The following is a 25,840-nucleotide window of genomic DNA, read 5'->3' as shown; positions in this document are numbered from 1 at the left end:
CTAACTGTTGAAGAATCAATGATTTTAACAGATCCGAACTCCTTGATTTTATGGTCTATAGATAGTTGATTCATAGCTGTAGCGATAATTTGATTCAACAAAGGGATATATACTTCGAAATTTATGTTATTGTTGTAATTTGATAAAGAGCCAAGACTAACAAGATTTATCAGTTCATTTAGGTCTGAATCAGATTCCATAAAATCATGAATGTCTCTTAAACTATCTAGCTGAGCTAAGTGAAAGTAAATTAGAGCTTTTAAATGATTCTGAGCAATGTAATAGTTAGTATGACAAGGGGACGTTTCGTTTGTCTCGGTTATAATATAGGTTGTTGAAAATATGACAAGGGGACGTTTCGTTTGTCTCGGTTATAATATAGGTTGTTGAATAACTAAATTTGGAAATTAATAATTCTGCTAATTCTCTACATTATATATATTATAAAATTTGAAGTATTTTTATAAAAAAATACTTTTGATAGCCAAAATATAGCATTTTACTTTTGGTAAAAATAGTTATTCAACAACCTAATAATAATTTAAAAAACATATGATTAAGCAGAAGACATATGAAACGTACCTATATCTTAGTTGAAGAGGAGTGGGTTAATGTGGAAATAAAAAGAATAAATGATGTATTAAGAAAAGATGTTGTCAAATTTATAAAAGAGAATTGGGGTTCAGGAATTATGGTAGTAAAAGGAAGGGTTTATAACATGGAATTACTATCTGGTTATATAGTAATAGAAGATAACAAAATTATAGGACTTGTAACATATAATATGGAAAATAAAGAGTGTGAAATAGTTTCTCTTGATAGCTTATATGAAAATAAGGGTCTGGGTACTAAATTAGTTGAAGAAGTTATTAAAATTGCTAAAAAAGAGGGATGCAATAGAGTATGGCTTATAACAACTAATGACAATATAAGAGCAATAAGATTCTACCAAAAACGTGGATTCAATATGAAAGCATTATATACAAATTCAGTAAATGAAGCAAGAAAGATAAAACCTGAAATTCCAATGATAGGTTATGATGATATTCCTATATTACATGAGATAGAATTTGAGAAAATTATTTAATTTCCATGTGCTAGGTTTAAATCTCAAACCGTTAGATACAAAAAAATTAAACTCAGCTGAAAAAGATATACCAATACAAATTAGGTCCCTAGGACGCATAGGTGATAAAAGAATAATAATAAATCACAAGAAAAACTAGATGGTTTATTAAGTAGATGTACTTTTGATGATAAATATATTTATGTAAGAAGTGAAATATATGATTTAGATACAAAAGAATTTACTCGAGCACTTTATATTATTGATATAAATACTTTGGAAATTTTAAATAAGATTGAATTTCAAAATATAGGTCAATGTAACTTTATGGAAATAATCCAAGATAAATTATATATCGGCTCTAGTCCCATTGACTCAGATTATAACCAAGATTTAGTAACAGTTAATATTGATTCATGGAAAATTGAGTATATTAAGTTAAATAATAGTAAGAAAGTAATACCTGCTGGTCCTGTATTGGATATCATTAAGTATAATAATATGCTTCATCTAGTTCATTATGGAGGTTTAGTAACTATTTTGGATATAGAATCATATAAAATCAATAAAATTTTAATGATTCCACAACATACAATATCAGTAAAAGTTGATGGTGAAAAAGCATTTATATTATCTCAATCGGGTGAAAAAGGACAAGATGCTCTAGTAGGAATATATAGTTTCCCTGAATGGAAATTAGAGAATAAATGGGTTGTTGAAAAAATACGAGAAACAAAACAGCAAAGTATTTATTTGAATAAGTTAGATTTAAAGAATAATAAATGATTTAAAAGGAGTTTAATTATTATGAAACGTAAAATCTTAACAATAATATGTCTTCATATAATTATCAATATAGTAATTTATATTATTGATTTATTTTTCTTAAATAAATTTATGTCAAAAGTAGATGGACAAATAAAACCTATAGCAATTTTTATTCACTATGGATTAGTATTTATTTTATATTTTATTATAGGAAGGTTTCTTTTAAAAAGGATGTCAATTATTAAATCTTTTAAGCTTGCAACTGTGATATTTGGGATTAATTTTATTTTAGTTGCTGGTGGATTATTAATAATTAATTTAGTTTCATCAATAATAGAAAATGGCGTATTATTATTGTTTTTATATAATATTTTCAATTATGCAATTTTTTATGGATATAGTACTTTAGTTGATTCAATGATTTTTATTGAAAAAATCATATATGTATTTATGGCTTTTATTCCTACTATATTAATATTGCTTGGAAGATTAAGTTATGGAGTTAACAAAAAATAAAATATGAACAGAAAATTTAGGAGACTAAAATGAATTATAAAAAATCTTATTTATTTTCTTTGATACTTATATTTATTTAATAGGAACAATTCTCTACAATAAAAATTTAAATTTATTAGGCAAAGAACTTTATTATCTAATTACTTATATTGTTATTTGCTTATTTATTTATATACTTAGTTTTGTATTTAATAGAATTCCAAATTATATAACTAGATTGATATTTTTATTTGCCATCCTTTCATTGTTTATGTTGAGAGAAATAGATATAAAGTACTTTTATATGATTAAATTAATAGGTTTGTATTTAGTAATTCCTTTTTCTATTATTATAGCTCTACTTTTTAGAAAAAAAGATATAGATGTTGCTGTAATTATTAATACTGAATTTATTTTATTGTTTTGGGCTATTAATTTTTTATATAAACTTTTTTTAAGCTTTTATATAACATTAGATGGTATAGAAGTATTAACAATTTCTATGATTCTCATGGGTTTAAAGCGGGTATTATATAGATTTAGTGTTAATAAAGAACAAAACGGGTCAGGGTTGAAAAGTTGAATTATTATGATGAAATTAGAGATAATGAAAAACCTCTTGAGTTTGGTTAAACACAAGAGGTTTTAAAAGCGTTGTTCAATTTCTTTTTTTAGTACTAAAATGCCTCCTTCAATCTGTTTACAAATTCATATACGTTTTTTATTACATTATTATTGGTCTGTATACTTTCCTCAATTTTTTCCACAATGGTACTTCCAACAATAAGCCCATCAGCAAAATCTTTAAGAGTTTTAACGTTTTTTTCGTTAGAAATACCAAAACCAATGGCAGTAGGAGTATCTGTATGATTTTTTATTTTATTAATGAAATATTTTAAATCTAAATTAAATTTTTCTCTTTTACCTGTTACACCAAGGGAGGAAATACAGTAGATGAAACCATCGGTAGCTTTAACAATTTCTTTGATTCTATCCTCTGACGTGGGAGCAACTAAGGGAATTAAATCTATAGGATGATTTTCTAAAAGTTCTTGCAGCTCTTTTCTTTCTTCAAGGGGCAAATCTGGGATAATCAATCCGTCTACAGAGCCACTGAATTTATTTAGAAATTCTTCAATTCCATATGCAAAAATAGAATTATAGTATAGTAAAAATGCTATCGGTATGTCTGTATTTTTTCTTAATTTGGATAACATTTCAAAAATAGAATCTATATTTGTTCCAGAATTTAAAGCCCTTTGAGATGCTCTTTGTATTGTGGGACCATCTGCTAATGGGTCAGAATATGGTATTCCGAGTTCTATTATATCAGCTCCTGCTTTTTCCATTGCTAATACTAAATCGATGGTAGTATCTAAATCAGGGTCACCGCAGGTTATATATGTTATGAGGGCTTTTTGATTATTTGATTTTAATTCTTTAAATTTTTTTGTAATTCTACTTTCCATTTATTTATAATACACCTCCATATTGTGATATTGTATGAATATCTTTATCGCCTCTACCTGACAAATTAACAACTATGATATCATCTTTTTTAGTTTTTGGTGCAAGCTTCATTAAATAAGCTATTGCATGGGCACTTTCTAATGCTGGAATAATACCTTCTATCTTAGTCAAGTATTTAAAGGCGTGTATTGCTTCATCGTCGGTAATAGACACGTATTTAGCTTTTCTCGTAGTATGCAAGTAAGCATGTTCAGGCCCAACACCTGGATAATCAAGACCGGCAGATATAGAATGAACAGGCATAATTTGACCGTATTTATCTTGTAACAGATAGGTCATCATTCCATGTATAATGCCAAGAGAACCTTTAGTAATAGTTGCAGCATGTTTGTCTGTATCAATACCTAGACCTGCTGCTTCGACACCATATATTTTTATATTATCCTCATTACAAAAGGGATAGAATAATCCCATTGCATTACTGCCGCCTCCTACGCACGCAATAAGATAATCAGGAAGTCTGTTTTCTTTTTCCATAATTTGCTGATTTACTTCATCACCAATAATCCTTTGGAAATCTCTTACAATAGTTGGATAGGGATGGGGACCTACTACGGAGCCTATTACATAAAAGGTATCCTTAACATTTGCAACCCAATCCCTTATAGCTTCATTTGTGGCGTCCTTTAAGGTTCCTGTACCAGAAGTAACAGGGTTAACCTTAGCTCCCAGCATTTTCATTTTATATACATTTAATGATTGCCTTTTAATATCTTCCTCACCCATATATACCTCACAGGCAATATCAAACATTGCACATACTGTTGCAGTTGCAACACCGTGCTGACCAGCCCCTGTTTCTGCAATAATACGTTTTTTATTCATTCTTTTAGCCAAAAGAACTTGGCCTAAAACGTTGTTGATTTTGTGAGCCCCAGTATGGTTTAAATCTTCTCTTTTAAGATATATTTTTCCCCCTCCAAGATTTTTGGTAAGATTTTTAGCAAAATACAATGGCGTAGGTCTCCCTGAATACTCCTTTAGGTAATATTTGAATAATTTTATAAAGTTTTCATCATTTTTAGCTTTTATATATTCATTTTCCAATTCAATCAAAGCACTCATCAAGGTTTCTGGAACGAATTGTCCGCCAAATTTTCCAAATCTTTTAGGTAATTCTTTTGTATTCATTTTATTTTTCTCACCCTTTCAATAAATTTTTTCATTTTGGCAAAGTCTTTATGGCCATTTGTTTCAACGCTGCTGCTTACATCTACTACTGCTGGCTTTACAATAGTGATAGCTTTTTCTATGTTTTCCTCAGAAAGACCGCCGGCTAATATAATAAATTTTTCTTTACTGATTTTAGAGGCCAAGTTCCAGTTAAATGTTTTTCCTGTACCTCCATATGCGCCTTTAATGTAGGTATCTAATAAATATCCTTTAGTCTTATAATTATTTAGCTTTTTTAAGCTATGTTTATTTTTGACTTTAAAAGCCTTCCATGTTTCTTTATTAAATAAATCACAGTATTCCGGCGTTTCATCACCATGAAGCTGTATGATATCTAAACCGCAAAACTCAGCTATTTCTTTAACTATATCAGCAGGATTGTTTAAAAATACTCCAACGGTTTTGATATTTTTATCAAGCCTATCAATTAATTCTTTTGCTTTATATTTATTTATTTGTCTTTTACTTTTTGCAAAGACAAATCCAACATAGTCAGGTTTTAGTTTATTTACATAGAGTATGTCATTTTTATGTTTTAAGCCACATATTTTTATTTTAGTCAATTTATATCCCCCTAAGTTCTTTAAACTTATCTTTTATAGAATTTGCTCTCATAAAGCTTTCACCAATGAGAACTCCTTTTACTCCTATTGATTCAAGAAATTTCATATCACTTCTTGTATTAATACCGCTTTCGCTTATTACTATCTTAGATTTAGGTATGTATTTTATCAGTTTTTTTGTAGTATCAATGGAGGTTTCAAAGGTTTTTAGGTTTCTATTATTGATACCAATAATCTCTGCATCGCTTTCCAAAGCAATTTCCAGCTCAAATCTATCATGGACTTCTACTAAACAACTGAGGTTTATGCTTCTTGCAATTTTTTGAAACTCAATTAATTTGTTTTTTGAGAGTATTGAAACTATAAGTAATATTGCATCTGCTCCTAACATCTTTGATTGATATATCTGATAGGGTTCAATGATAAAATCCTTTCTAAGCAAGGGGGCAGAAGTAATATTTCTAACTTTATTTAAATATGAGTTATCACCCCAAAAAAATTTATCCTCGGTGAGCACGGATATTGCTTCGGCTTTATTATGTGTATAAGCTTTAGCTATTTCTAAGGGATTAAAATTTTCTTTAATTATTCCCTTTGAAGGGGAAGCCTTTTTTATTTCAGCTATTATGCTCAAGCCCTCTTTTTTTTCAAAGGCATTTTTAAAGTTTCTTCTATCTTCACAATTTTGTATTACAGGGAGTATTTGCTTAATTGGAGTTATCTCTTTTTCTTCCTTCACCTTTTTTTTCTTATAGGTAACTATTTTATCTAAAATCATACTGCCAGCTCCTGACTAAGTTTGATAAATTGACTTAATTTTTCTAAGGCAAGACCTTTGTCTATAGCTTCTTTAGCTTTTTCTATTCCATCAGAAAAAGAACTTGCCTTTCCTCCAATATATATGGCTGCCGCGGCATTAAGTAAAACCATGTCTCTCCTTGGGCTTTTTTCACCCTTTAATATATTTAAAATGATCTCTGCATTTTCTTTGGGATAACCGCCTGTCAAATCTTCTGCTAAGCCTAATTCAAAGCCATAATCCCTAGGGTCAATGTAATAGGTGGATATTTTATTATTCTTTAACTCAGAAACCTTAGTTTTTGTAGTAATAGTAATTTCATCTAAGCCGTCTAGCCCGTGGACAACCATTGCCCGTTTAGCACCTAGATTTTTCAATACTCCTGCCATAAGCTCCGTATAATTTTCATCAAAGACTCCTAGAACTTGTTTTTTAACCATAGCTGGGTTTGTAAGGGGACCAAGCACATTAAAAACAGTTCGGATACCTAATTCTCGTCTTGGACCTATTACATTTTTCATAGCCTTATGAAACTTAGGAGCAAACATAAATCCTATGTTAATCTCGTCTGTACATTTTTTAACCTTGATGGGGTCTAATTCAATATTAATTCCCAGGGTTTCCAATACATCAGCACTACCACATTTGCTGGAAACTGAACGATTACCATGCTTTACAACCTTGATTCCAGTAGCAGCTGCGATTATTGCAACCACTGTTGAAACATTAAAGCTATTGCCTCTATCTCCGCCTGTGCCACATGTGTCTATTGCATAGTCATTTTCAATTTCTACTTTGGCAGCCTTATTTCTCATTACCCTAGCTCCGCCGGTAATTTCTTCTACAGTTTCACCTTTCATATGCAGAGCTGTTAAAAAGCTACCAATTTGTGAATCTGTAGCATTACCATCCATAATGATATTCATAGCCTGTATCATTTCTTCTTCCGTTAAGTCTTGGTTATTTATAAGTTTATTTATTGCAAATTTAAGCATTTATTTACCTCCTAATCTTTAAAATCTAAGAAAATTTTCAATTATTTGCTTTCCGCTATTTGTAGCAATAGCTTCGGGATGAAACTGTACGCCAAAAATAGGATAAATTTTATGTCTTAATGCCATGATTACACCATCTTCAGTTTTAGCAGTAAAGATTAATTCATCTGAATCAGAATGATTATCGACTATTAAAGAATGATACCTTGTTACTTTTAAAGGATTTTTAATTCCCCTAAAAATATCTTCACCATTATGATAGATTATTGAGGTTTTCCCGTGGATAAGCTCCTTTGCATTAGTAATTTTGCATCCATAGATTTCTCCAATGGTTTGATGCCCAAGACATACACCAAGTATAGGAATATTGCATCCAAATTCTTTAATTACATTTTTTGATATTCCTGAATTCTTTGGTGTACCGGGACCAGGAGAAATAACAATATGGGATATGTCCAATTTTTTTAATTCTTCTATCGTTACTTTGTCATTTCTAAATACCTTTATATTTGGATTAATTTCGCCAATATATTGATAAAGATTGTAGGTAAAAGAATCGTAATTATCTATTATTACTATCATGCCAAGCCCTCCCCTGTTATTTTTATAGCTTCCATAAGTGCTTTTGCTTTTCTAAGGGTTTCAAAGTATTCACTTTCTGGGTCTGAATCTGCAACAATTCCAGCACCGGCTTGAATAAATGCTTTGTTATTTTTAAATACTATGGTTCTAATGGCAATACAGGTATCCATATTTCCATTTAAGCCTATATAGCCAACTGCCCCTGCGTATACTCCTCTTTTGAGATTTTCCAATTCACCTATTATTTCCATTGCCCTTATCTTTGGAGCACCTGATACTGTTCCAGCAGGTAAGCAGGATATTAAGGCATCAAACATATCATAATCTTCTTTTAACTTACCAGTAACATTAGATACAATATGCATAACATGGGAATATTTCTTTATTTCCATATAATTTGTTAAGTTTACAGTACCAAATTCTGATATTTTTCCAATATCATTTCTTGATAGATCTACCAGCATCAAGTGTTCAGCCAGTTCTTTTTCATCATTTAGCAGTTCATCAGCCAACTTTGCATCTTCTTTAGGGGTCTTGCCTCTAGGTCTTGTTCCAGCTATAGGACAGGTTTCTATGATATCTCCCTTGACTTTTACTAGTATCTCTGGAGAGGAGCCTACCAAATGATAATCTTGAAAATCTATATAAAACATATAGGGTGAAGGATTTAGAGTCCTTAATGTTTTATATACATTAAATGGATTAACATCTGTTTCTACCTGTAATCTTTGGGATAAAACCACCTGAAATATATCTCCAGCCTTTATATATTTCTTGGCATGTAGAACTTTTTTCATGAAGCCATTTTTGCTTTCATTGCTTTTATAGTTAAATTCTCTAGATTTTGTTTTTTGATTGTCATTTAAAATATAACGGCTACTTAAGATTTCATTTTTAATTTTTTGAAGCCTGTTTGATGCGGTTTCATATACACTTTTTGCATTAGATGATATGGGAAGGTTAACTATAATTATTATTTTTTCTTTTAAATGATCATAGACAATCATTTCTTCCATGAACAAAAGATGAATATCAGGCATTTTTATATTATCAGGATTTATATTATTTAATTTTTCATAGCTTCTTATTATGTCGTATCCTATATATCCAACTGCACCTCCGATGAAATCAGGCATATTATTAATTAAAGGCATTTTATATTCTTCTATTAAAGATTTTATGATTCCTAATGGCTTACCTGTTTTTTCAATGATCTGGTTTTCTTTATATATATAAACTTTATCAGCATATCCCTTAACTTCTATAAAAGGGTTTCTTCCGATATAAGAGTATCTTCCCCATTTGTCAATGGTTTTTACACTTTCTAGGAGATAGCTTTTTTCGTTATTACAAAGTTTTTTAAATAATGAAATTGGTGTTTCTATGGCTTCTATTATTTCAGTAGAAAGAACAAGAAGCTTTGAAGATTTAAATATTTGTTTAATTTTTCCAAAATCATTATGAGACAATATGATTCCTCCTTTTTTATAGAGTTACAAGTTCTAAAATGCAAGTTCCAAGTATTTAGGTTGTTCTATTAGGTTGAAGCTTTTTTAAAATAACTCGTAAGATTTCTAATTTTGCTATTCGTATAATCTATTTTTTCATGTTTGTAGAATTCAACATATTGGTTTTATATAGTTAGCTCTTAAAGAAAAACTAGAAAATTTGTGACTTGTAACATGGAGCTTGCAATACAAAAAGACATTTCATCCCTATAAAAGGGACGAAATGTCTATGTTTTCGCGGTGCCACCCTAATTAGATAGATTATTGCTTAAAAAGTCTGCAACATTATTAATTAAAAAAGCACCTCGTCCATGCCTATAGGACGAAATGCTTATATTCCGTGTTGCCACCTATTTTAGATAGTATAATCTATCTCACTCTTTCAGGTACAGAAATAGCCTTGCTAATTCGATACCCTGTCTTTATAACGTAAGACCTACGGCTAGTGATACTCTCAAGGGATTTCACACTGCTTCTCATGGAACCATTCAACAAGCAATCCACGTTAGGCTTCCACCATTCCCAACTCGCTATAGTTTCATGTCTTGCCTACTATTTCCACTCATAGAATTTAATGATATTATTTTTATAGAATTATAATATTGATTGGATATCTTGTCAACAATATAAAATATTTTTTATGGAAATAATTCTTAATATATGGAAAAACTAGTAGCAATTTAAATGTTATTTAGGATAATTGTTTTGTTCTTTAAGAATATGAACGAATCGGAGGTAAATCAATGAAAAATTATGATGTAATAATTATTGGAGCAGGTCCAGCAGGGCTATTTGCTGCGATAAACTCAGGAGGAGAAAATAGAAGCATTTTGGTTTTAGAGAGGAATTTTTCAGCTGGAAGAAAGCTTTTGATTTCTGGGGCAGGGCAGTGTAATTTAACTCATGAAGGAAGGATTAAGGATTTTTTAAATTACTATGGAGATAACGGAAGGTTTTTAAAGCATTCTTTATACAATTTTACTAATGATGATTTATTAAGTTTTTTCAGAAAGAGAGGCTTAGATTTTATAAGTAATGAAAAGGGTAAGATATTTCCAAGCACATTAAAGGCAGTTGACGTTTTAAGTATATTGCTTAAGGAATGTGAAAAGAAAAAAGTAGATATAAAGTATAATCAAAGAGTAGAAGATGTTAACTATAATGAAGAAAACTTAAGTTTTTTTGTTAAAACAAAGGAGGGAGAATATAAATCAAAATATTTGGTTATAGCTACTGGTGGTAAATCCTATGGCAATACTGGTTCAACGGGAGATGGATACATTTTTGCTAAGGGTTTGGGGCATAGTATTGAGAAACCCATGCCTTCACTTACGCCATTATATATAAAGGATTATCCGTTTTCTGAACTTTCAGGGATTTCCTTTGAAAACATACCCGTTGCCTTATGGAGGAATAATAAGAAGATAAAAAACTATAAGGGAGATATACTTTTAACCCATAGAAATATTTCAGGACCAGGAATTCTTAATTTTTCTAGATATATTTTACCTGGAGATATTCTAAAAATTAATTTTATAGGAACAGAAAATGAAGAAGGATTTAGGACAAGGTTTATAGAAAATATTCAATCAAATGGTAAATTGCTGGTAAAGACAGTGCTAAAAGAATATTTATTACCTAAGAGATTTATTGATACATTGTTGAAACTTGCTTGTATTCCTGAGAATTTGAAGTGTGCTGAGTTAGATAAAAAAAGAAGAAATAGTCTAATCCAAATGCTTACTAATTTTACTATGGAGGTAGAAAAATTAGGGGATTTTCATATTGCAATGGCAACAAAGGGCGGAGTATCTTTAAAGGAAGTCAATCCTAAAACCTTAGAGTCACGTATTATTCCAGGCTTGTATTTTGCTGGTGAGGTACTTGATATAGATGGAGATACGGGTGGATATAATATTCAGGCTGCTTTTTCAATGGGGAGGTTAGCTGGACAGTCTATTGTTAGGAGGATGAAGGAGGAATAGAATTATGCAAAAAAGATGTGATTGGGCTGGAAATGATTCCATATATATTGAATATCATGATAAAGAATGGGGAGTTCCTGTACACGATGATAGAAAGCATTTTGAGTTCATAATTTTGGAAGGAGCACAGGCTGGACTGAGTTGGATAACTATTTTAAAGAGAAGAGAAAATTATAGAAAAGCCTTTGATAACTTTGAACCACAAAAAGTAGCTAAGTATGATGAAAAGAAAATACAAGAGTTGTTAGACAATAAAGGGATAATTAGAAATAGAAGAAAAATTGAGGCAGCTGTGGCGAACGCTAAAGCTTTCTTAGAGGTGCAAAAAGAGTTTGGGAGTTTTGATAAATACATATGGCAATTTGTTGGAGGAAAAACAATAAAAAATAGCTTCAAGAGCTTAGAAGATATACCAGCTAAGACACCAGAATCTGAAGCCATGAGTAAGGACTTGAAAAAAAGGGGATTCAAATTTGTAGGACCAACTATTTGTTATGCCTATATGCAAGCCGTAGGAATGGTAAATGACCATTTAATGGATTGCTTTAGATATGAAGAGGTATAGAAATATAGAGAGGAGAGTTAATATGGAAGGTAAAAAATTAAAAAAACTTATCATATTTTATTCGCTAGAGGGAAATACAAGATTTATAGCAGAAAACATCAGTGACATAACTGGAGGGGATTTACTGGAATTGAAGCCTAAAGAGGATATAAAATCAAAGGGATTTATGAGGTTTATTTGGGGCGGTAGACAGGTTGTTACGGGTAAAAAACCAGAGCTAATGCCAATCAATAAAAATCCAAATGATTATGACATAATATTTCTTGGGACACCAATATGGGCAAGCAGGTATACGCCAGCTATTAATTCTTTTTTAGACAAAACTAAAATAACTGGAAAAAAAATTGCTCTTTTCTGTTGTCATGCCGGAGGTGGTAATGGTAAAGCATTCAATATGTTAAAGGAACAGCTTAAAGAAAATGAAATTTTAGGTCAGATAGAGTTCAAAGATCCATTAAAACATGATAAAGAAGAGGCTATATTACGTCTAAAGAAATGGATTGAAGAAATAATTTAGTTACAATATTATAGTCGTTAATTTAAGCCAATATGATTACAATATAAAATTTATATATAGATTACTAAGAAAGGCATAAAAACTTGGTCTATTTGTCACCTCTTATTCTATAAATATGAATAGTCCTACGGTAATATGTCAAGAGTAAAAAACAAATAAATTGGAAATTTTCTAAGCCCGTTAGGGCAAAAAAGGCAACACTAAACCAGCCCTAGTCTAAAATAGAAAAACTAGGAAATAATTTAAGAAAAATTATGCAGGCGTTTGCTTAACTATTCACCTTCCTTCTTGGCGAATAGAGTTGGTCTTTCCGTAGCAGCACATCGACCAGACGCACAAATTTTCTTGCAGTAAGAACGAGGGCTCTTTTGTGTTTATGCTTCAAAGCTTCATTGTATTTTTTCTGATAAAAAGTATTAAATTCAGAATCATAGCGCCTTACCGAACCTACTGCCTCAACTAGATAATAGCGAAGATATCTGTCACCAGAACGAATAAGCTTTGTATTTTCTGCTTTTAAGTGCCTGATTGACGCTTGGGCCAAGTAAGGCCAGCATATTTAGCCACAGAAGCTTCATTCTTAAAACGGTGAATGTCACCTATTTCGGCTAAAATACCAGCAGAATAAACGGGTCCAATACCAGGTATGGACTGTAAAGTATTAGGAATGCCATCCATAAGTCTAGCAATAGACTTATCAAGCTCTTTAATCTGTCTAGTAATAGAGCGAATAGATTCTATAGAAGTGGCTAAGAGAATATTTATAGAATCTTCAACGCACTTAGACAAACGATAGGAAGACCTAGCGGCTTTCTGAATACATTTAGCTACCCCCTCAGGGTCATCAAAGTGATTTTTGCCCTTTGTAGAAAGATAAGTAGCTAAATCAAAGGTATCCATAGAGCTAATTTCATCAAGAGTAAATCTTTCAAGAAGTAGCTCTAATATAGCATTACCAAATACAGATGAATCAACTTCTTGTTTAAAAGCACTGCACTTAAAGAAGAGATTCTGGAGAAAATATTGTTTTTCTCTAGTAAGGTTGTAAGCAAGGTGAAACCTCATTCTAGATAGGCGTTGAAGTGCAATCACTTGTTCAGTTTGAATGGCAGAAAAGGTTAGTCTGCCAAAACGAAGACGATCAGCGATGATAAAAGCATCTACAGTATCGGTTTTATCTAAGTCAGGATAAGCTTCTTTAAAATCCTTAATTAGCTTAGGATTAATAGTATATATCTTGGCTTCAAGTTCTTTAAGAGAAGGATCTTGACTTAAATAAATGGCTGGGTGCCAAGAATAAACAGAAGTTGATTCCATACCAATTTGAATAATGGGACTAGTTACATTATGAGTTAAAGATAAAATTTCTTTAGCAATGGCATCTGTACTCGAAGGGTTGTTTGGATTGGTGCTCCTTTTAAGGATATTTCCATCACCATCCATAAAACAAACCTTTAAATCAAAAGAACTAACATCAATACCGACATAGAGTTTCATGGGTATACCTCCTTCCATTATAGGATTAGGGGGAAATGGACTCTCCCCTAGCGGCTTTACCTATCAATCATCCTCGTATATTAGAACTCACTCCGCCTAATGGGCTACCTGACTCTGCTAAGTCAGCATTAGGTTAGTCGGAGGGAACAGAAGAATGACAAAGGGACGTCAGGCTACGTAAAAATGGTAGTGTAATAAAATCTATATACTATATAAAGAAGGCTTGATTACAAAACACTACAATATATTGTATATAGATTCTCAATAAAAATAATTTTTCCACAGTCTGACGTCCCCGTGCCATTAGAAATTTTAGTAATATAAATGAGATTTTTCGCACAGTTTGACGTTCACATGCCACATATACGAAAGTAAGGTTTTTCAATGATTTGACTCAAGAGTATCTTAAACACAAATTTAAGATGTAGTTGATAATTCCTAAATTTTAAAATTTTATTAATTATTTGATTTTATTACATTTTTCTACAATTTTTTCTTTTTTTATGTTATTATTTAATATGTGTACATAAAAGTTTAGTTGCAACTTAAATTATTTTGAAAGGGAGTTTTGATAATGAAACAAAAGATGTTAAGTTTTTTACTGGTGCTCACTATCTTATCAGTAATGTGTATTCCAGTTTTTGCAAACAGTGAAAATTGGGAGTTCACAATGAAGTACAGAGAAGTAAATGGTAAGGACAATAAAGAGATTCACACATTATCCAAAGGAACTATGGAAATAGAAGGTTCAATGTGGGTCTATAAAAAAGGTTCAGGACATTCAACCACTCCTGCAAAAGTTTATGTATACGTTTATGAAGATGTAAAAGGAATAGATAGAAAAGTAGGAAGTTTTAAAGTGCAACCATATTCTACTTTAGATAAAGCTAAAAAATTCTCTAAAGATTTTGGAAAGCAACCTGCTGGTAAGTATTACTTAATTTTTGCTAAAGCTCAAGATGACTATAATGATCTTAAGGGTGAAGGAACATTAAAAACAAAGTAGTAGGGTGTAATTAATTTATTTTTTAAAAGTAACCTCATAATTATGAGGTTACTTTTAAAAAATATAATATAATCTAAAACATAAATAGATAATAAAGGAGAGTTATGTAGATGATAGATTTCGATATAGTAACTATAATTATAGGAATATTAATACTAGCAGTTTTATGTATTTATATTAAATGTGTAACAAAAAAAACAAATATCTATTTGTTTTTTTTCTCCGTCTTTTATATATATTTGATAAATGTACTGAAATATACAATATTCCCAATACCTCTAGATATGGCCGAGGTATTTAAGGACAATTGTGTATTTTCAGACGGTATCAATATGATTCCTTTTAATAATATATCTTTTCAATCTTTGTTAGAAAAACAAGTACTTTATAATATATTATTATCAATCCCTTTTGGTTTCGGAATTGCTTTTATCACAAAAATTACCAAGAGAAAATTACTTGTTTTAAGTGTTTTTTTCGGCATCATTGTAGAAAGTTTACAACTTATAATCTCATTATATCTAGAATATACTTATAGAATTATAGATATTAATGATATAATATTCAACTTTACAGGTGTAATTGTTGGATATTGCATTTTCAAACTTTTTTCTATTCTTCTTATTAGATTTGTAGATAACAATGGTTTGAAACTCGGCCCATTTTCAAGTTATATATATAATATTAGCAAGAACAGTTTCTAAACAGATTTTGATCATTATTTGATAACTTCAATGGGAAAAGGGGCATCATTGGTTCTAGAATCAGCAATAGTGGCACCAAATACAAATTAATATTTTGACAAGGGGACGACAATAGAACATAACGAGGGGACGTTTCGTTTGACAGAAGTCCAATAGGGTTAGGGGTAAAAAGTTGATTAGCATAGTATAATTCAACTTTTCAACCCTGACCTGCTCCCCTTTCATAAATTGTTGTTCATGTTTCTTTATAACTGGCTTTAAATTTCTTTTTAGTTTTTTTGGATTTCTAGTTTTTAAATCTTTAATAAAATATTTTTTATATAATCCAAAAAGTTCTTCAAGTATGGGGAGATATTTTTTAGGAATTTTTGGTTTCTTTTTAATCCACATGTTTATACTCTGCTTCCTTATTCCTAGTTTTTCTGCGAGTTCTATATGCTGTATATTATATAGACTCAGAATATATTCCAATCCTAACAAACATTCACCCCAAATTTATATTTTATTGTCTTAGTCAATGATTTTTATGAAATTTATAGGATTAATTTAGAGAATTAATTTAGATTTAATTATTTACACATTAAAAAAGCACCTACCATTCATGATAGATGCCCTTTATAATGCCTAAGTTTTATCCATTTTCAACAACTCTTACTACTTCACCACCAAAAGTTGCACATTTACCTTTAATAATTAAACCTAACTTATTATCTTATATAGAATATTCAACTACTCTAACTACATCACTACAATTTGTACACCATACGTTATTAAGTAGCTTTTCTCTTATATTCTTAGGTATCTTCACCTAGTTCAAATTTATTGATTGTTTATTTATATTTTTAATTATCCTTCCTATATATCCTTACCATGTACTTCACATGTGTTCTGATAAAATAATGATAGTATTTCGCAGAAATAATAGGAGCTTACCCGTTTTTCCCCTCTACATTTAAAAATTTTTCTATTTTTAATTCAATAGAAAACACTTCATATATTTTCATATGAAATGTATAATTTATATATTTAGGAGTATTAAATATTATGAGAATTTGTAAAATCTGCTCCTCTTATTTCTTATCATACATATATTATAATGATAGTCAATATACTCCATAACCCAATTGTCAAAGACAAAATAGACATGGTTTTGCTCACTAAAATTAAAAATATTTTCTATTTATTGATATTCAATTCTTCATAATATCTCATCATTTCATAATTGACCTTTACCAAACGAAAAAGATATCATCGTTGTAAAAAGTATAAGGTACATAACAGTTACAATTTTCTCATCTACATGATATAAAATTATCAATGCAACTAAAAATGGACTAAAATCCACTATTATCACAAAATTTTAAATTAATTTAACCTTAAAGTTGTTTAACTCTAACACTTTACTTATATTTATCATCTGAATCAACTTTTCTATTACAAGTGACAGTATTCATTTTTATTCCATTTATTAGAATATACTCATTATCTAATAATTCTATATGACAATTATAACCTTCATTCTAACTCCAATATATAGTTTTAGTTTTATATGTTTTAGTATTTACTATATCAACTTTAAGGCATAGTTTTGCTGTTTCAACTATATGAAATTTGGAAATATATTGGCTATTATGAGAATAAACTTCATTTATTAGCTTGCCTTTAGGCAACAAACTCATATCATAAAAAGCAAAATAATAAAATAAAACAATTATTAATAATATAATTGCTAATAATCCGACAAATTCTTTAACTATTTTCAACAATCTCAAAGACATTTTTATCATCTCCAAAGTTTTACAAGTCAATCAGCATCTAATACTTCAAATACACATTATTAACATTGAAATAAACTATCTCTATTCCCTACACCCCTTTATTTATAAGAATTTATTTTTATAATCCCATATTATACATATCAATGCCTCGTTGTATAGAATATTGATCTTTAGGATAATCAAAATAGCTATTAAACCATTCTTTTTTAGCTGTTCCACTAAGAACCTGAATTAATCCAGCAGCTGATTTCAAAGTAAACTGGCTAAAACCTACTGATCTTCCTGTATATCCATAATGAATATTACCTACAGGATTTATGGGGGTCAGACTTTACTAATTTATCGAATAAAGTTTAAAGTTTAGCCTGACCCTTTATTTTATATATTATATACTTTCTTGTAGTTCCTGGGATTTCTTCAAATCTTCTGTTTTAGTACTCTTGCCATAGAAATGAACAATTGCAAATATACCTGCTATCCCTAAAGGTATTATTATTATTGCACTTATGTTTAGCAAACCAGTCAGTAGATAACCACCAATAGCTAATCCAGCTCCCGTTAATGCATAAGGAATCTGTGTTTTAACATGATGTAGATGATCTGACCCAGATGACATTGAAGAAAGTATAGTAGTATCTGAAATTGGAGAACAATGATCCCCGAAGATAGCACCTGCTAGAACTGAACTTAAAGAAGCCAAAACTAAGTGTGATTCTGATGGATTACCACTTACAAATGAAGCTGCTAATGGAACAGCTAAAGGAAGAACTATAGTCATGGTACCCCATGCTGTACCTGTTGAAAATGCTACTAAGCAAGATATAATGAATATAATAACAGGTAATATACCTCCCGGAATACTGCTCTTAGACACTACCCCAACCAAGAATTTTGCAGTTCCTATATCAGAAATAACACTTCCCAATGACCAAGATAGAACCAATATAACACTAACGTCTAATAGCCCTTTTGCTCCTTCAAACCAAGCATCGAAAGTTTCTTTTAGAGTTAAAATCTTTTGAGAAAGTGCCAATATACCTGCTACTATACTTGCAGTAACTGAACCCCAAACTAGTACAACACTAGAATCAGCATTGCCAAAGCATGTCCTAATTCCCTCCCAAGTAAAAGGATTAGTTCCTGGATCACTACTTAGATATCCATTATACCAAAGTCCTATAAAAGAGATACCTACTAATGTGATAATAGGAATTAAAGCATTGTATGCCCGAAAACCTTTTTCTGATTCAGATACTTTTGCATCTATATCACTAGTAGATAATGGTATAGCATCGTCAGCTATAAGTTTTCCAGTCAATCTAGCTCTTTTTTCAGCTTCGTACATAGGTCCAAAATCCTTTGCTTTATAGGCTAATATAAATACTAATGCTAAAGCAAAAATATTGTAAAAATAGTATGGTATACTTCTTAAATATACTTCATACACATTAGCCTTGACTCCAATTGCTTCAAATGCATTATTTATAATACCTAGTTCAAATCCAATCCATGTTGAAATAAGTGCCATACCAGCAATAGGTGAAGCTGTAGAGTCAACTATATATGCTAGTTTTTCTCTAGAAACCTTTAATTTATCTGTTAATGGTCTCATAGTTGGTCCTACAACAAGAAGATTTGCCAAGTCATCAAAGAACACTATACATCCAAGCACAGCTGTTACAATTTGAGCACTTACAGGTGTTTTAGCTTTTTTCATCAGTTTATTTGCGATGGCTTGAGTACCACCCATCTTTGTTATTATACCTATCATTCCGCCTATTGTAAGTGTAAATATGATAATAGCTGCATACCATGAATCAGCTAAAGAACCAATCATATACTTATCTAGAGTTCTTAGAAATCCATAAAATGGGTTCCATTCATTCAACATTATAGCTCCACAAAAAACTCCTATGAACATAGATAGAACAACTTGTTTTGTAAGAAATGCTAAAACTATCGCAATAAGTGGTGGTAATAAGCTTAGCCATCCAAAACTTATAGTATCAGCTTCTTCCGTGGCTGCTAAAACTGGAATTGAAGCAGAAAGAATTAAAATAAATACAAGTATTAGTAGAAAAGATTTCTTATTCATAATCATAACTCCCCCTTTAATCCATCTCAATTTATATTGCTTTTTTATCTAAGTTATGCAAAATCAAATAGATTTTTGCACAACTTAGATATGTTAATGAAAACAATCCTATACTCTCTAATTCTTCACTAAAACAAATTAATGCTTATTTAGGAGACTTACCATTAAATCTTTGTCTATATTCCCACCTGAAATGACTAAAGCTATATTTCTTCCATCTATTTTTTTTGACTGTTGCATAATAGCAGCAATAGTAATAGCACTTGAAGGCTCCGCTATAACTTTTTCTTTTTTGATAATATGTGCAACAGCTTTTTCAATAAAGGATTCATGAACTTCAATAATATCATCAATATAATCCCTTGCCATTTGATAGGCTAATTCTCCAACACCTCCAACTAACGCTTCACAAATACTCGGTTTAGTTGGATAAGTATCATAAAATACGTTATCTTCAAGAGCTTTTATCATAGCTGGACAAGCTTCTGTTTGCACTCCAATAATTTTAACATCTGGATTGATTGTCTTTGCAGCAACACTTATTCCAGTTATCAATCCTCCACCACCAATTGGGACTAGTATTGTATCAATATTTGGATTTTGCTCAAATATCTCAAGAGCCACTGTTCCTTGTCCTGCATATACAATAGGATCATTGTAATATGCATCTATATAAGTCATATCATAATCTTTTATATGTTTCATTCCATATTCATGTACTTCATCATAATTCTCACCAGCAATCTTAACATTGCCACCATAATATCTAATTTTTTCTATTTTACTTTGGGGAGTAGCCTTAGATACAAATATCATGACATTATCTATTCCTAATAATTTAGAAGCATAACTAACCGCCGCACCATGATTTCCTGAGGATATTGCAACAACTCCTCTTTTCTTTTCTTCTTCTGTAAGTGTAGTTAATTTGCTCAAAGCTCCTCTAAGCTTAAAACTCTTAACTGGCTGAAGGCACTCCAGTTTTAAGTAATAATTTGTATTTTCATTGCTTAAATAAATTGATTTATCTAAGGGCGTCTTATATATTTTATCTTTTATTCTTTCATATGCTTTTACTACATCAAGATAACTAAACATAGCTGACTTCCTTTCATACTTAGATTCATTACTAAATCCTATAGTTCTTTTAGAAACTCAGAAATTTTTTCTAATCCTTCTTCAATAATCTTAGGAGTGTTTGCAAAGCCTATTCTTAAATAACCTTCCATATCTAATGCCTTACCAGGTAGTAACATAACACTTTTTTCTTTGAGCAACCTTAAACAGAATTCTTCAGAAGGCATATCAATATCATATTTTAAAAATGCTGTTGTTCCAGCCTTTGGTTTGACATATGTTATCAAAGGCTCATTTGCTATCCATTTATCTAGGGTCTCAAGATTCTTTCTAACTATTCCAAGATTTCTTTTAATTATTGCTTCCTTATTTTCTATTGCAATGGTAGCCAACCTATCGTCAATCATTCCACAGCTGATGATATGATAATCTCTTTGTTTATTTACACTTTTAATAAATTCCTTTGGTCCAGCTACCCAACCAATTCTTAATCCTGCTAAAGAAAATGTTTTAGACATACTTCCAGTACTAATACCCTTTTCATATAAATCTACAATTGAAGTGGTAAAGCTCTCCCCTTCATGATTTAGTCCCCTATAAACCTCATCGCAAAGGATATAAGCATCATATTGTTTTGCAATTTCCACTATTTCCATTAAAAAATCCTTATCCATTAATGCTCCAGTTGGATTATTGGGATTATTGATACAAATAAGCTTTGTATTATTATTAATATAGACCCTTAATTCATCTAGATCAGGTAAAAAATTATTTTCTGGTCTTAATTGTAATATCTTTACATCAGCACCTATTGATTCTGGAATAGAATAATGCTGTTGATAGGTAGGAAGAACTGAAATTACTCTATCACCTGGTTCAACTAATGTCATAATAGAAAGGGCATTTGCTCCAATTGCACCATGGGTAATTGTTATATTTTCAATATCCATATTTTCATATAAACTTGTAATTCCAATTCTTAACCTATCAGACCCTTCTATAGCACCATAAGTAAGTTTCATATTTAAAATTTCGTCAATGATTTTTTGCTTATTATCTGCATAATTTAAAAGCTGATCAACGGTTAATGACTCTACACAAGTCTCTGCTAAGTTATAATCGCAATCATTTTCATATAATCCCATCCAAATTTCAACACCAAAATCTTTAATCTTCATAATAATTCGCCTCCATTATTCTTATAAATTTACTTCTACACCTAATCCCTTTTCCTCTGAAATATCTAAAACTAGCTTAGAAGTCAATAGGTCTTGAAGTGCAATGCCTGTTGTATCATAAATAGTGATATCATCATCACTAATTCTTCCCTTAGCTCTTTCTGTTATCACATCACCAATTTCAGCAATAATATTCTCTTTTGTTATTATTCCTTTTTTAACTGGAATTTCTGTTTCTCCTACATTTACAGCTTGATTAATATCATCTACATATACTCTTGCAACACCAAAAATATTTTCATCTATTTCTTGCTTCCCTTCCATGTCAGCACCAACACAACTAAAATGAGTTCCTTTTTTTACCCACTTCTTCATTATCAGAGGCTTTCTAGAAGGAGTTGCAGTAATAATTACATCACTTAGACTTACAGCTTCTTTAATATCATTTACAGCTTCAAAATATATGTCAAATTTTTCATTGATTTCTTTATATATTTCTGTGCCTACTTCATATTTTGATAAGAATTTATTCATTAGAGTTTCTTTAATCGATTCACTTAGCTTTCTAGCATTATCATGGTTTATAGGATCATATATTCTTACTGTTTTAATGTTATCCATAGCAATTAATGTAGCTGCAATTTGAAATGTTGATATATGTCCTGTTCCAATCATTAAGAGATTTTCTGAATCCTTTCTTGCTAAGTATTTAGCTCCTATAGCTCCAGCAGCACCTGTTCTCATACCAGTTATATATTCAGCATTTAAAATTCCTAATGGTTTACCTGTTTTTGAGTCAAATACCATTATAGTTCCAATTAATGGTGGTAAATTTTTTTTATGATTTTCACCAAACCAAGTAACTAATTTTAACCCAAAAATATCAATACCTTTAAGATGCCCTGACTTAATATCCATGTCAGCTATGCCTCTTTCAAACTCATGAAACACCATTGGGAAAAGCTCTGTTTTTTCTTCTGATTTTAAAGTGTACACCTTTTCAACAACTTCAATAACTTCTTTCATCCCTAAAATTTCTTCAATTACATCATGATTTAAAACTTTAATTTTAAACATTTTTTCCCTCCTTATAGTTTTTTAACAAATAATGATTCTTTATAAATTTTGAACTTTTAATATAAATATTCAATTATTTCATACGTATTTTATAGATATAATTCTTTAAATAATTGATTTTGTTTTTTTATTCTATCGCATCATTTTAACTATAAATAATAGAATAGCCTAATAGATTTTTTTGTTAAAAATATCTATATTTTCTATTCTGTCAAAGGCTTCTTTCAATTGTTCTAATCCAACAGTAACTGCTATTCTTATATAACCTTCTCCAAATGCTCCAAATGCATTTCCAGGAAGCACTAATACATGGGCTTCATGTAATATCCTATCTGCAACCTCCATTGAACTTAATCCTGTCTCCTTGATATTAATAAATAAGTATAAGCTGCCTCTAGGAGGTAAAATAGACATATTTGCAATCATATTTATTCTCTCATATGCATAGAAAATTCTTTTTTTATATTCTTCTACCATAGGTGGCTGTATTTCATCCTTCAGTCTTAAAGCATGTAAAGCCGCTCTTTGAGAAATTGATGGGGCAGTAAATACATTATTTTCATTTACATCCTTCATAGTCTTTATGATAAATGATGGAGCCAATACATAACCTATACGCCATCCTGTCATACAATAATCCTTTGAAAAACTACCTATTGTTATTGTCCTTTCCTTCATTCCTTCTAATGTTGTTATTGGAATAAAAGGTTCTGCATAGCTAAATGAAGTATATATATCATCTGCAATAATAATAAGATCATTCTGAATAGCAACTTTAGCTATTGCCTCTAGAGTCTTTCTGCTGAAGCAAGTACCAGTTGGATTATTAGGAGTATTTATAATTATTGCCTTCGTTCTGTTTGTTATAAGCCCTTTTAATCTCTGTGTATCCACTTGGAATTCATCTTCCTCATAAGTTTCTAAAATAACTGGTTTACCTCTAGCTAATTTAATTTGCTGTGGATATGGGGTAAAGTAAGGTTCATGTATTATTACTTCATCTCCATCATCTAATATTGACTCTAAAACAAGCCACATTCCATGACATCCACTTGTAGTAATCATACATTCTTCTAATTTTACATAATAACTATATGTGTTTTTATAATATTTGCAAATTTCTTCTCTTAACTCTATATCACCTAAAAAATCTGTATAATGTGTATGACCGTTTTTTGCATCCTCAAAGGCTAGATTTATGATTCTCTCATCAGTCGTTAAATCAGGATCTCCTAAACTTAAATTGATAAGATTATCATATTTCCTTATAAAATTTCCTATTTTTCCCATAGGAGTGGAAATATCATTCCAATATCTTTTAGATATAAATCTATGCTTCAAATCCATCACTCCATTTCATTTTTATTATTAAACCAACTTTAATTGCGTAAAGTTTATATATCTAGCAATTTCTTAATGTTTAATTCAACAATCTTTCCTTCAAACAAAATGACAATAGAATCTTAAAAGTTTTTTTGAAACATAATACTAATTTTATAAATTTCTTTAACGTTTAATTAGAATATTCTTTTTTTTCAGAATTTTTTCCTTTGTGATAAACTATAATATATAGATTAATTTTTGTAAATTTCTAAAAGTTGTTTAGAAATCTGTCAGACTAATATCTACTATACTATAAGAATCTATAACAACATGTTCCAGCATCCATATATATTTTCTTACAAAAAAAACAACATAAGGTTTATATTTAATCAAAACCTTATGTTGCTAAAACATTAATTATTTGTTAGATATTATTTTAATAATATCCTTATTTTCCAGCCCCTTTCTTTTTTATTCCTAAAGCAATGATGTCTACTCCAAAAAGTTAGAGAAAAACATCATGATAAATATTTTTAATAAGAAATTTATATGTTTTTAAACAAAATTAAGCTCTTAATTGTATCATTAATTACATTACTCCAAGTTTTTCAATCAATTTTCTCTATTATTAATTCTAGAGACAAGGGGACGTTTCGTTTGTCTTGATTGGAATAAACCAAAGGGACTGTCCCTTTAGTTCAATACTGCCTTAAGTGAAAAAAATCAAGATAAATATTTTACCACCTAAGGGAATTGAGCGTAGTAAAATAAAGAAGGTCATTGACAAACAGCTATAGATGACAATGGTCCAGTCCGAAACTGCTAAAAAAATAGGTTTTTTCAGCAGTCTCAGACGATTCTTGTGGATATAAAAAAATATCATAATAAAAATTATAGCATCTAAAGAACATAATAGTTTTAAAGATGTTATTTTTTTAATTTAATTCAAAAAGAAAAAAGCTCTAAAACTGTAAACCAAAGAACAGATGTAACTTGCAAAAGCGGGATAATTTTTGTAGGCAGGTTCGCAAACTATAATTCTACAACCCTACGGCTGTTATTCACTATATAGGGGTCATGTGATACCAAGACAATTGTTTTGCCTTTGCGGTTTAGCTGTGAAAGAATATCAAGAATTATGTCTCTATTAGAGATATCCAATGAGCCAGTTGGCTCATCTGCAAATATCAGGTCACAATTTTTAAGCAGTATCCTTGCAAGTGCAAGGCGTTGTTGTTCACCACCTGAAAGATTGTATACTTTCTCCTTTAAAGAAATATTAAGTTGTAAATCTTTCAAAAGTTTTGTTTTCTTATCATTCCATTTGCTTCTTGGTATTTTAGAATTTATGCAAGCTATATCTAAATTATAGCTAACGGATTTATCATCAATTAAAGCAAAATTTTGAAAAAGAAATCCTATTTTTGTGCGTAATAAATGTTGTGCCTGTCGTGAATTGGCTTTTACATCTGTTGCACCACATACATTGATTGTTCCAGTATCTGGATTTTCAAGTAATCCCATTATATTTAATAAAGTCGATTTGCCAGATCCACTTT

Annotated in this window: 25 protein-coding genes, 1 pseudogene and 1 other annotated feature; of the genes and pseudogenes, 9 read left to right on the top strand and 17 right to left on the bottom strand. The window is 30.3% G+C overall.

Going from position 1 to position 25,840, the window contains the following annotated elements; translation table 11 throughout:
- A partial coding sequence (locus BUB36_RS20005) for a hypothetical protein (protein ID WP_408633799.1) occupies positions 1-200 on the bottom strand: 200 nt, incomplete at its 3' end.
- 413 nt (positions 201-613) lie between these two features.
- Here BUB36_RS20005 and BUB36_RS14520 point away from each other — a divergent pair.
- From BUB36_RS14520 to BUB36_RS14505, 4 genes are all read left to right on the top strand, one after another.
- Positions 614-1,087, top strand: a complete 474-nt coding sequence (locus BUB36_RS14520) for a GNAT family N-acetyltransferase (protein WP_207550827.1) — start codon at positions 614-616, stop codon at positions 1,085-1,087.
- Between the two features lie 255 nt (positions 1,088-1,342).
- Positions 1,343-1,852 carry a hypothetical protein gene (locus BUB36_RS14515; RefSeq protein WP_073151816.1) on the top strand — a complete coding sequence of 170 codons (510 nt, stop codon included), beginning with the start codon at positions 1,343-1,345 and terminating at the stop codon, positions 1,850-1,852.
- Positions 1,853-1,873: 21 nt separating this feature from the next.
- On the top strand, positions 1,874-2,350 hold the full coding sequence (locus BUB36_RS14510; protein ID WP_073151814.1) for a hypothetical protein: 477 nt from the start codon (positions 1,874-1,876) through the stop codon (positions 2,348-2,350).
- 283 nt (positions 2,351-2,633) lie between these two features.
- Positions 2,634-2,912: a hypothetical protein gene (locus tag BUB36_RS14505; RefSeq protein WP_131821289.1), complete on the top strand. Its 279-nt coding sequence runs from the start codon at positions 2,634-2,636 to the stop codon at positions 2,910-2,912.
- A gap of 94 nt (positions 2,913-3,006) precedes the next feature.
- On the opposite strand, the gene trpA is transcribed toward BUB36_RS14505, so the two are convergent.
- The 7 genes from trpA to trpE are packed head-to-tail and all read right to left on the bottom strand — an operon-like array spanning position 3,007 to position 9,440.
- Positions 3,007-3,798: a tryptophan synthase subunit alpha gene (trpA, locus tag BUB36_RS14500; protein ID WP_073151810.1), complete on the bottom strand. Its 792-nt coding sequence runs from the start codon at positions 3,796-3,798 to the stop codon at positions 3,007-3,009.
- A gap of 4 nt (positions 3,799-3,802) precedes the next feature.
- Positions 3,803-4,990, bottom strand: a complete 1,188-nt coding sequence (gene trpB / locus BUB36_RS14495) for a tryptophan synthase subunit beta (RefSeq protein ID WP_073151809.1) — start codon at positions 4,988-4,990, stop codon at positions 3,803-3,805.
- On the bottom strand, positions 4,987-5,595 hold the full coding sequence (locus tag BUB36_RS14490) for a phosphoribosylanthranilate isomerase (RefSeq protein ID WP_073151808.1): 609 nt from the start codon (positions 5,593-5,595) through the stop codon (positions 4,987-4,989). The genes trpB and BUB36_RS14490 overlap by 4 nt, the downstream gene beginning before the upstream one ends.
- 1 nt (position 5,596) lies before the next feature.
- On the bottom strand, positions 5,597-6,373 hold the full coding sequence (trpC, locus tag BUB36_RS14485; RefSeq protein WP_073151806.1) for an indole-3-glycerol phosphate synthase TrpC: 777 nt from the start codon (positions 6,371-6,373) through the stop codon (positions 5,597-5,599).
- Complete coding sequence (gene trpD, locus BUB36_RS14480; protein ID WP_073151804.1) at positions 6,370-7,389, bottom strand: anthranilate phosphoribosyltransferase; 1,020 nt, start codon at positions 7,387-7,389, stop codon at positions 6,370-6,372. The genes trpC and trpD overlap by 4 nt, the downstream gene beginning before the upstream one ends.
- An 18-nt stretch (positions 7,390-7,407) precedes the next feature.
- On the bottom strand, positions 7,408-7,971 hold the full coding sequence (locus tag BUB36_RS14475; RefSeq protein ID WP_073151802.1) for an anthranilate synthase component II: 564 nt from the start codon (positions 7,969-7,971) through the stop codon (positions 7,408-7,410).
- Positions 7,968-9,440 (bottom strand): anthranilate synthase component I, encoded by a 1,473-nt coding sequence (gene trpE, locus BUB36_RS14470; RefSeq protein ID WP_073151800.1) that lies wholly within the window; start codon positions 9,438-9,440, stop codon positions 7,968-7,970. The genes BUB36_RS14475 and trpE overlap by 4 nt, the downstream gene beginning before the upstream one ends.
- A 354-nt stretch (positions 9,441-9,794) precedes the next feature.
- Positions 9,795-10,054 (bottom strand) — a binding site (T-box leader).
- Positions 10,055-10,222: 168 nt separating this feature from the next.
- Here trpE and BUB36_RS14465 point away from each other — a divergent pair.
- Genes BUB36_RS14465 through BUB36_RS14455 form a run of 3 tightly spaced genes read left to right on the top strand, consistent with a single transcriptional unit; the run spans position 10,223 to position 12,546 of the window.
- A complete protein-coding gene (locus BUB36_RS14465) occupies positions 10,223-11,464 on the top strand; it encodes a BaiN/RdsA family NAD(P)/FAD-dependent oxidoreductase (RefSeq protein ID WP_073151798.1) in 1,242 nt (413 codons plus the stop codon).
- A 4-nt stretch (positions 11,465-11,468) separates the two neighbouring features.
- Entirely contained in the window at positions 11,469-12,029 is a 561-nt protein-coding gene (locus BUB36_RS14460; protein WP_073151796.1) for a DNA-3-methyladenine glycosylase I, read from the top strand.
- Positions 12,030-12,051: 22 nt separating this feature from the next.
- The gene (locus BUB36_RS14455) at positions 12,052-12,546 is read left to right on the top strand and encodes a flavodoxin family protein (RefSeq protein ID WP_073151794.1); all 495 of its coding nucleotides are present in this window, start codon (positions 12,052-12,054) and stop codon (positions 12,544-12,546) included.
- 268 nt (positions 12,547-12,814) lie between these two features.
- Here BUB36_RS14455 and BUB36_RS14450 read toward each other — a convergent pair.
- Positions 12,815-14,043: pseudogene (locus tag BUB36_RS14450) on the bottom strand (IS110 family RNA-guided transposase).
- A 574-nt stretch (positions 14,044-14,617) separates the two neighbouring features.
- Here BUB36_RS14450 and BUB36_RS14445 point away from each other — a divergent pair.
- Both BUB36_RS14445 and BUB36_RS20675 read left to right on the top strand, forming a co-directional pair.
- Positions 14,618-15,049 (top strand): hypothetical protein, encoded by a 432-nt coding sequence (locus tag BUB36_RS14445; protein ID WP_073151792.1) that lies wholly within the window; start codon positions 14,618-14,620, stop codon positions 15,047-15,049.
- Positions 15,050-15,159: 110 nt separating this feature from the next.
- Complete coding sequence (locus BUB36_RS20675; RefSeq protein WP_073151790.1) at positions 15,160-15,753, top strand: VanZ family protein; 594 nt, start codon at positions 15,160-15,162, stop codon at positions 15,751-15,753.
- Between the two features lie 1,520 nt (positions 15,754-17,273).
- Here the strand turns inward: BUB36_RS20675 and BUB36_RS14430 are convergent.
- From BUB36_RS14430 to BUB36_RS14395, 8 genes are all read right to left on the bottom strand, one after another.
- Positions 17,274-17,531: a DUF5412 family protein gene (locus tag BUB36_RS14430; RefSeq protein WP_073151785.1), complete on the bottom strand. Its 258-nt coding sequence runs from the start codon at positions 17,529-17,531 to the stop codon at positions 17,274-17,276.
- A 118-nt stretch (positions 17,532-17,649) separates the two neighbouring features.
- The gene (locus BUB36_RS20210; RefSeq protein ID WP_330390508.1) at positions 17,650-17,850 is read right to left on the bottom strand and encodes a polymorphic toxin type 44 domain-containing protein; all 201 of its coding nucleotides are present in this window, start codon (positions 17,848-17,850) and stop codon (positions 17,650-17,652) included.
- Positions 17,851-17,916: 66 nt separating this feature from the next.
- Positions 17,917-19,626, bottom strand: coding sequence for a Na+/H+ antiporter NhaC family protein (locus tag BUB36_RS14420; RefSeq protein ID WP_073151783.1), 1,710 nt, complete (start codon positions 19,624-19,626; stop codon positions 17,917-17,919).
- Positions 19,627-19,764: 138 nt separating this feature from the next.
- Positions 19,765-20,724 carry a threonine ammonia-lyase gene (locus BUB36_RS14415; RefSeq protein WP_073151781.1) on the bottom strand — a complete coding sequence of 320 codons (960 nt, stop codon included), beginning with the start codon at positions 20,722-20,724 and terminating at the stop codon, positions 19,765-19,767.
- A 38-nt stretch (positions 20,725-20,762) separates the two neighbouring features.
- A complete protein-coding gene (locus tag BUB36_RS14410) occupies positions 20,763-21,881 on the bottom strand; it encodes an aminotransferase (RefSeq protein ID WP_073151779.1) in 1,119 nt (372 codons plus the stop codon).
- Between the two features lie 21 nt (positions 21,882-21,902).
- Positions 21,903-22,958: an ornithine cyclodeaminase family protein gene (locus tag BUB36_RS14405; RefSeq protein WP_073151777.1), complete on the bottom strand. Its 1,056-nt coding sequence runs from the start codon at positions 22,956-22,958 to the stop codon at positions 21,903-21,905.
- Positions 22,959-23,126: 168 nt separating this feature from the next.
- Positions 23,127-24,299 (bottom strand): pyridoxal phosphate-dependent aminotransferase, encoded by a 1,173-nt coding sequence (locus tag BUB36_RS14400; protein ID WP_073151775.1) that lies wholly within the window; start codon positions 24,297-24,299, stop codon positions 23,127-23,129.
- A gap of 1,014 nt (positions 24,300-25,313) precedes the next feature.
- A partial coding sequence (locus tag BUB36_RS14395) for an ATP-binding cassette domain-containing protein (protein ID WP_073151772.1) occupies positions 25,314-25,840 on the bottom strand: 527 nt, incomplete at its 5' end.

Source organism: Paramaledivibacter caminithermalis DSM 15212 (assembly GCF_900142245.1).
Classification (GTDB): domain Bacteria; phylum Bacillota; class Clostridia; order Peptostreptococcales; family Caminicellaceae; genus Paramaledivibacter; species Paramaledivibacter caminithermalis.
The sequence above is the reverse complement of the archived record's forward strand: the minus strand, read 5'-3'. Positions and strand labels throughout refer to the sequence as shown.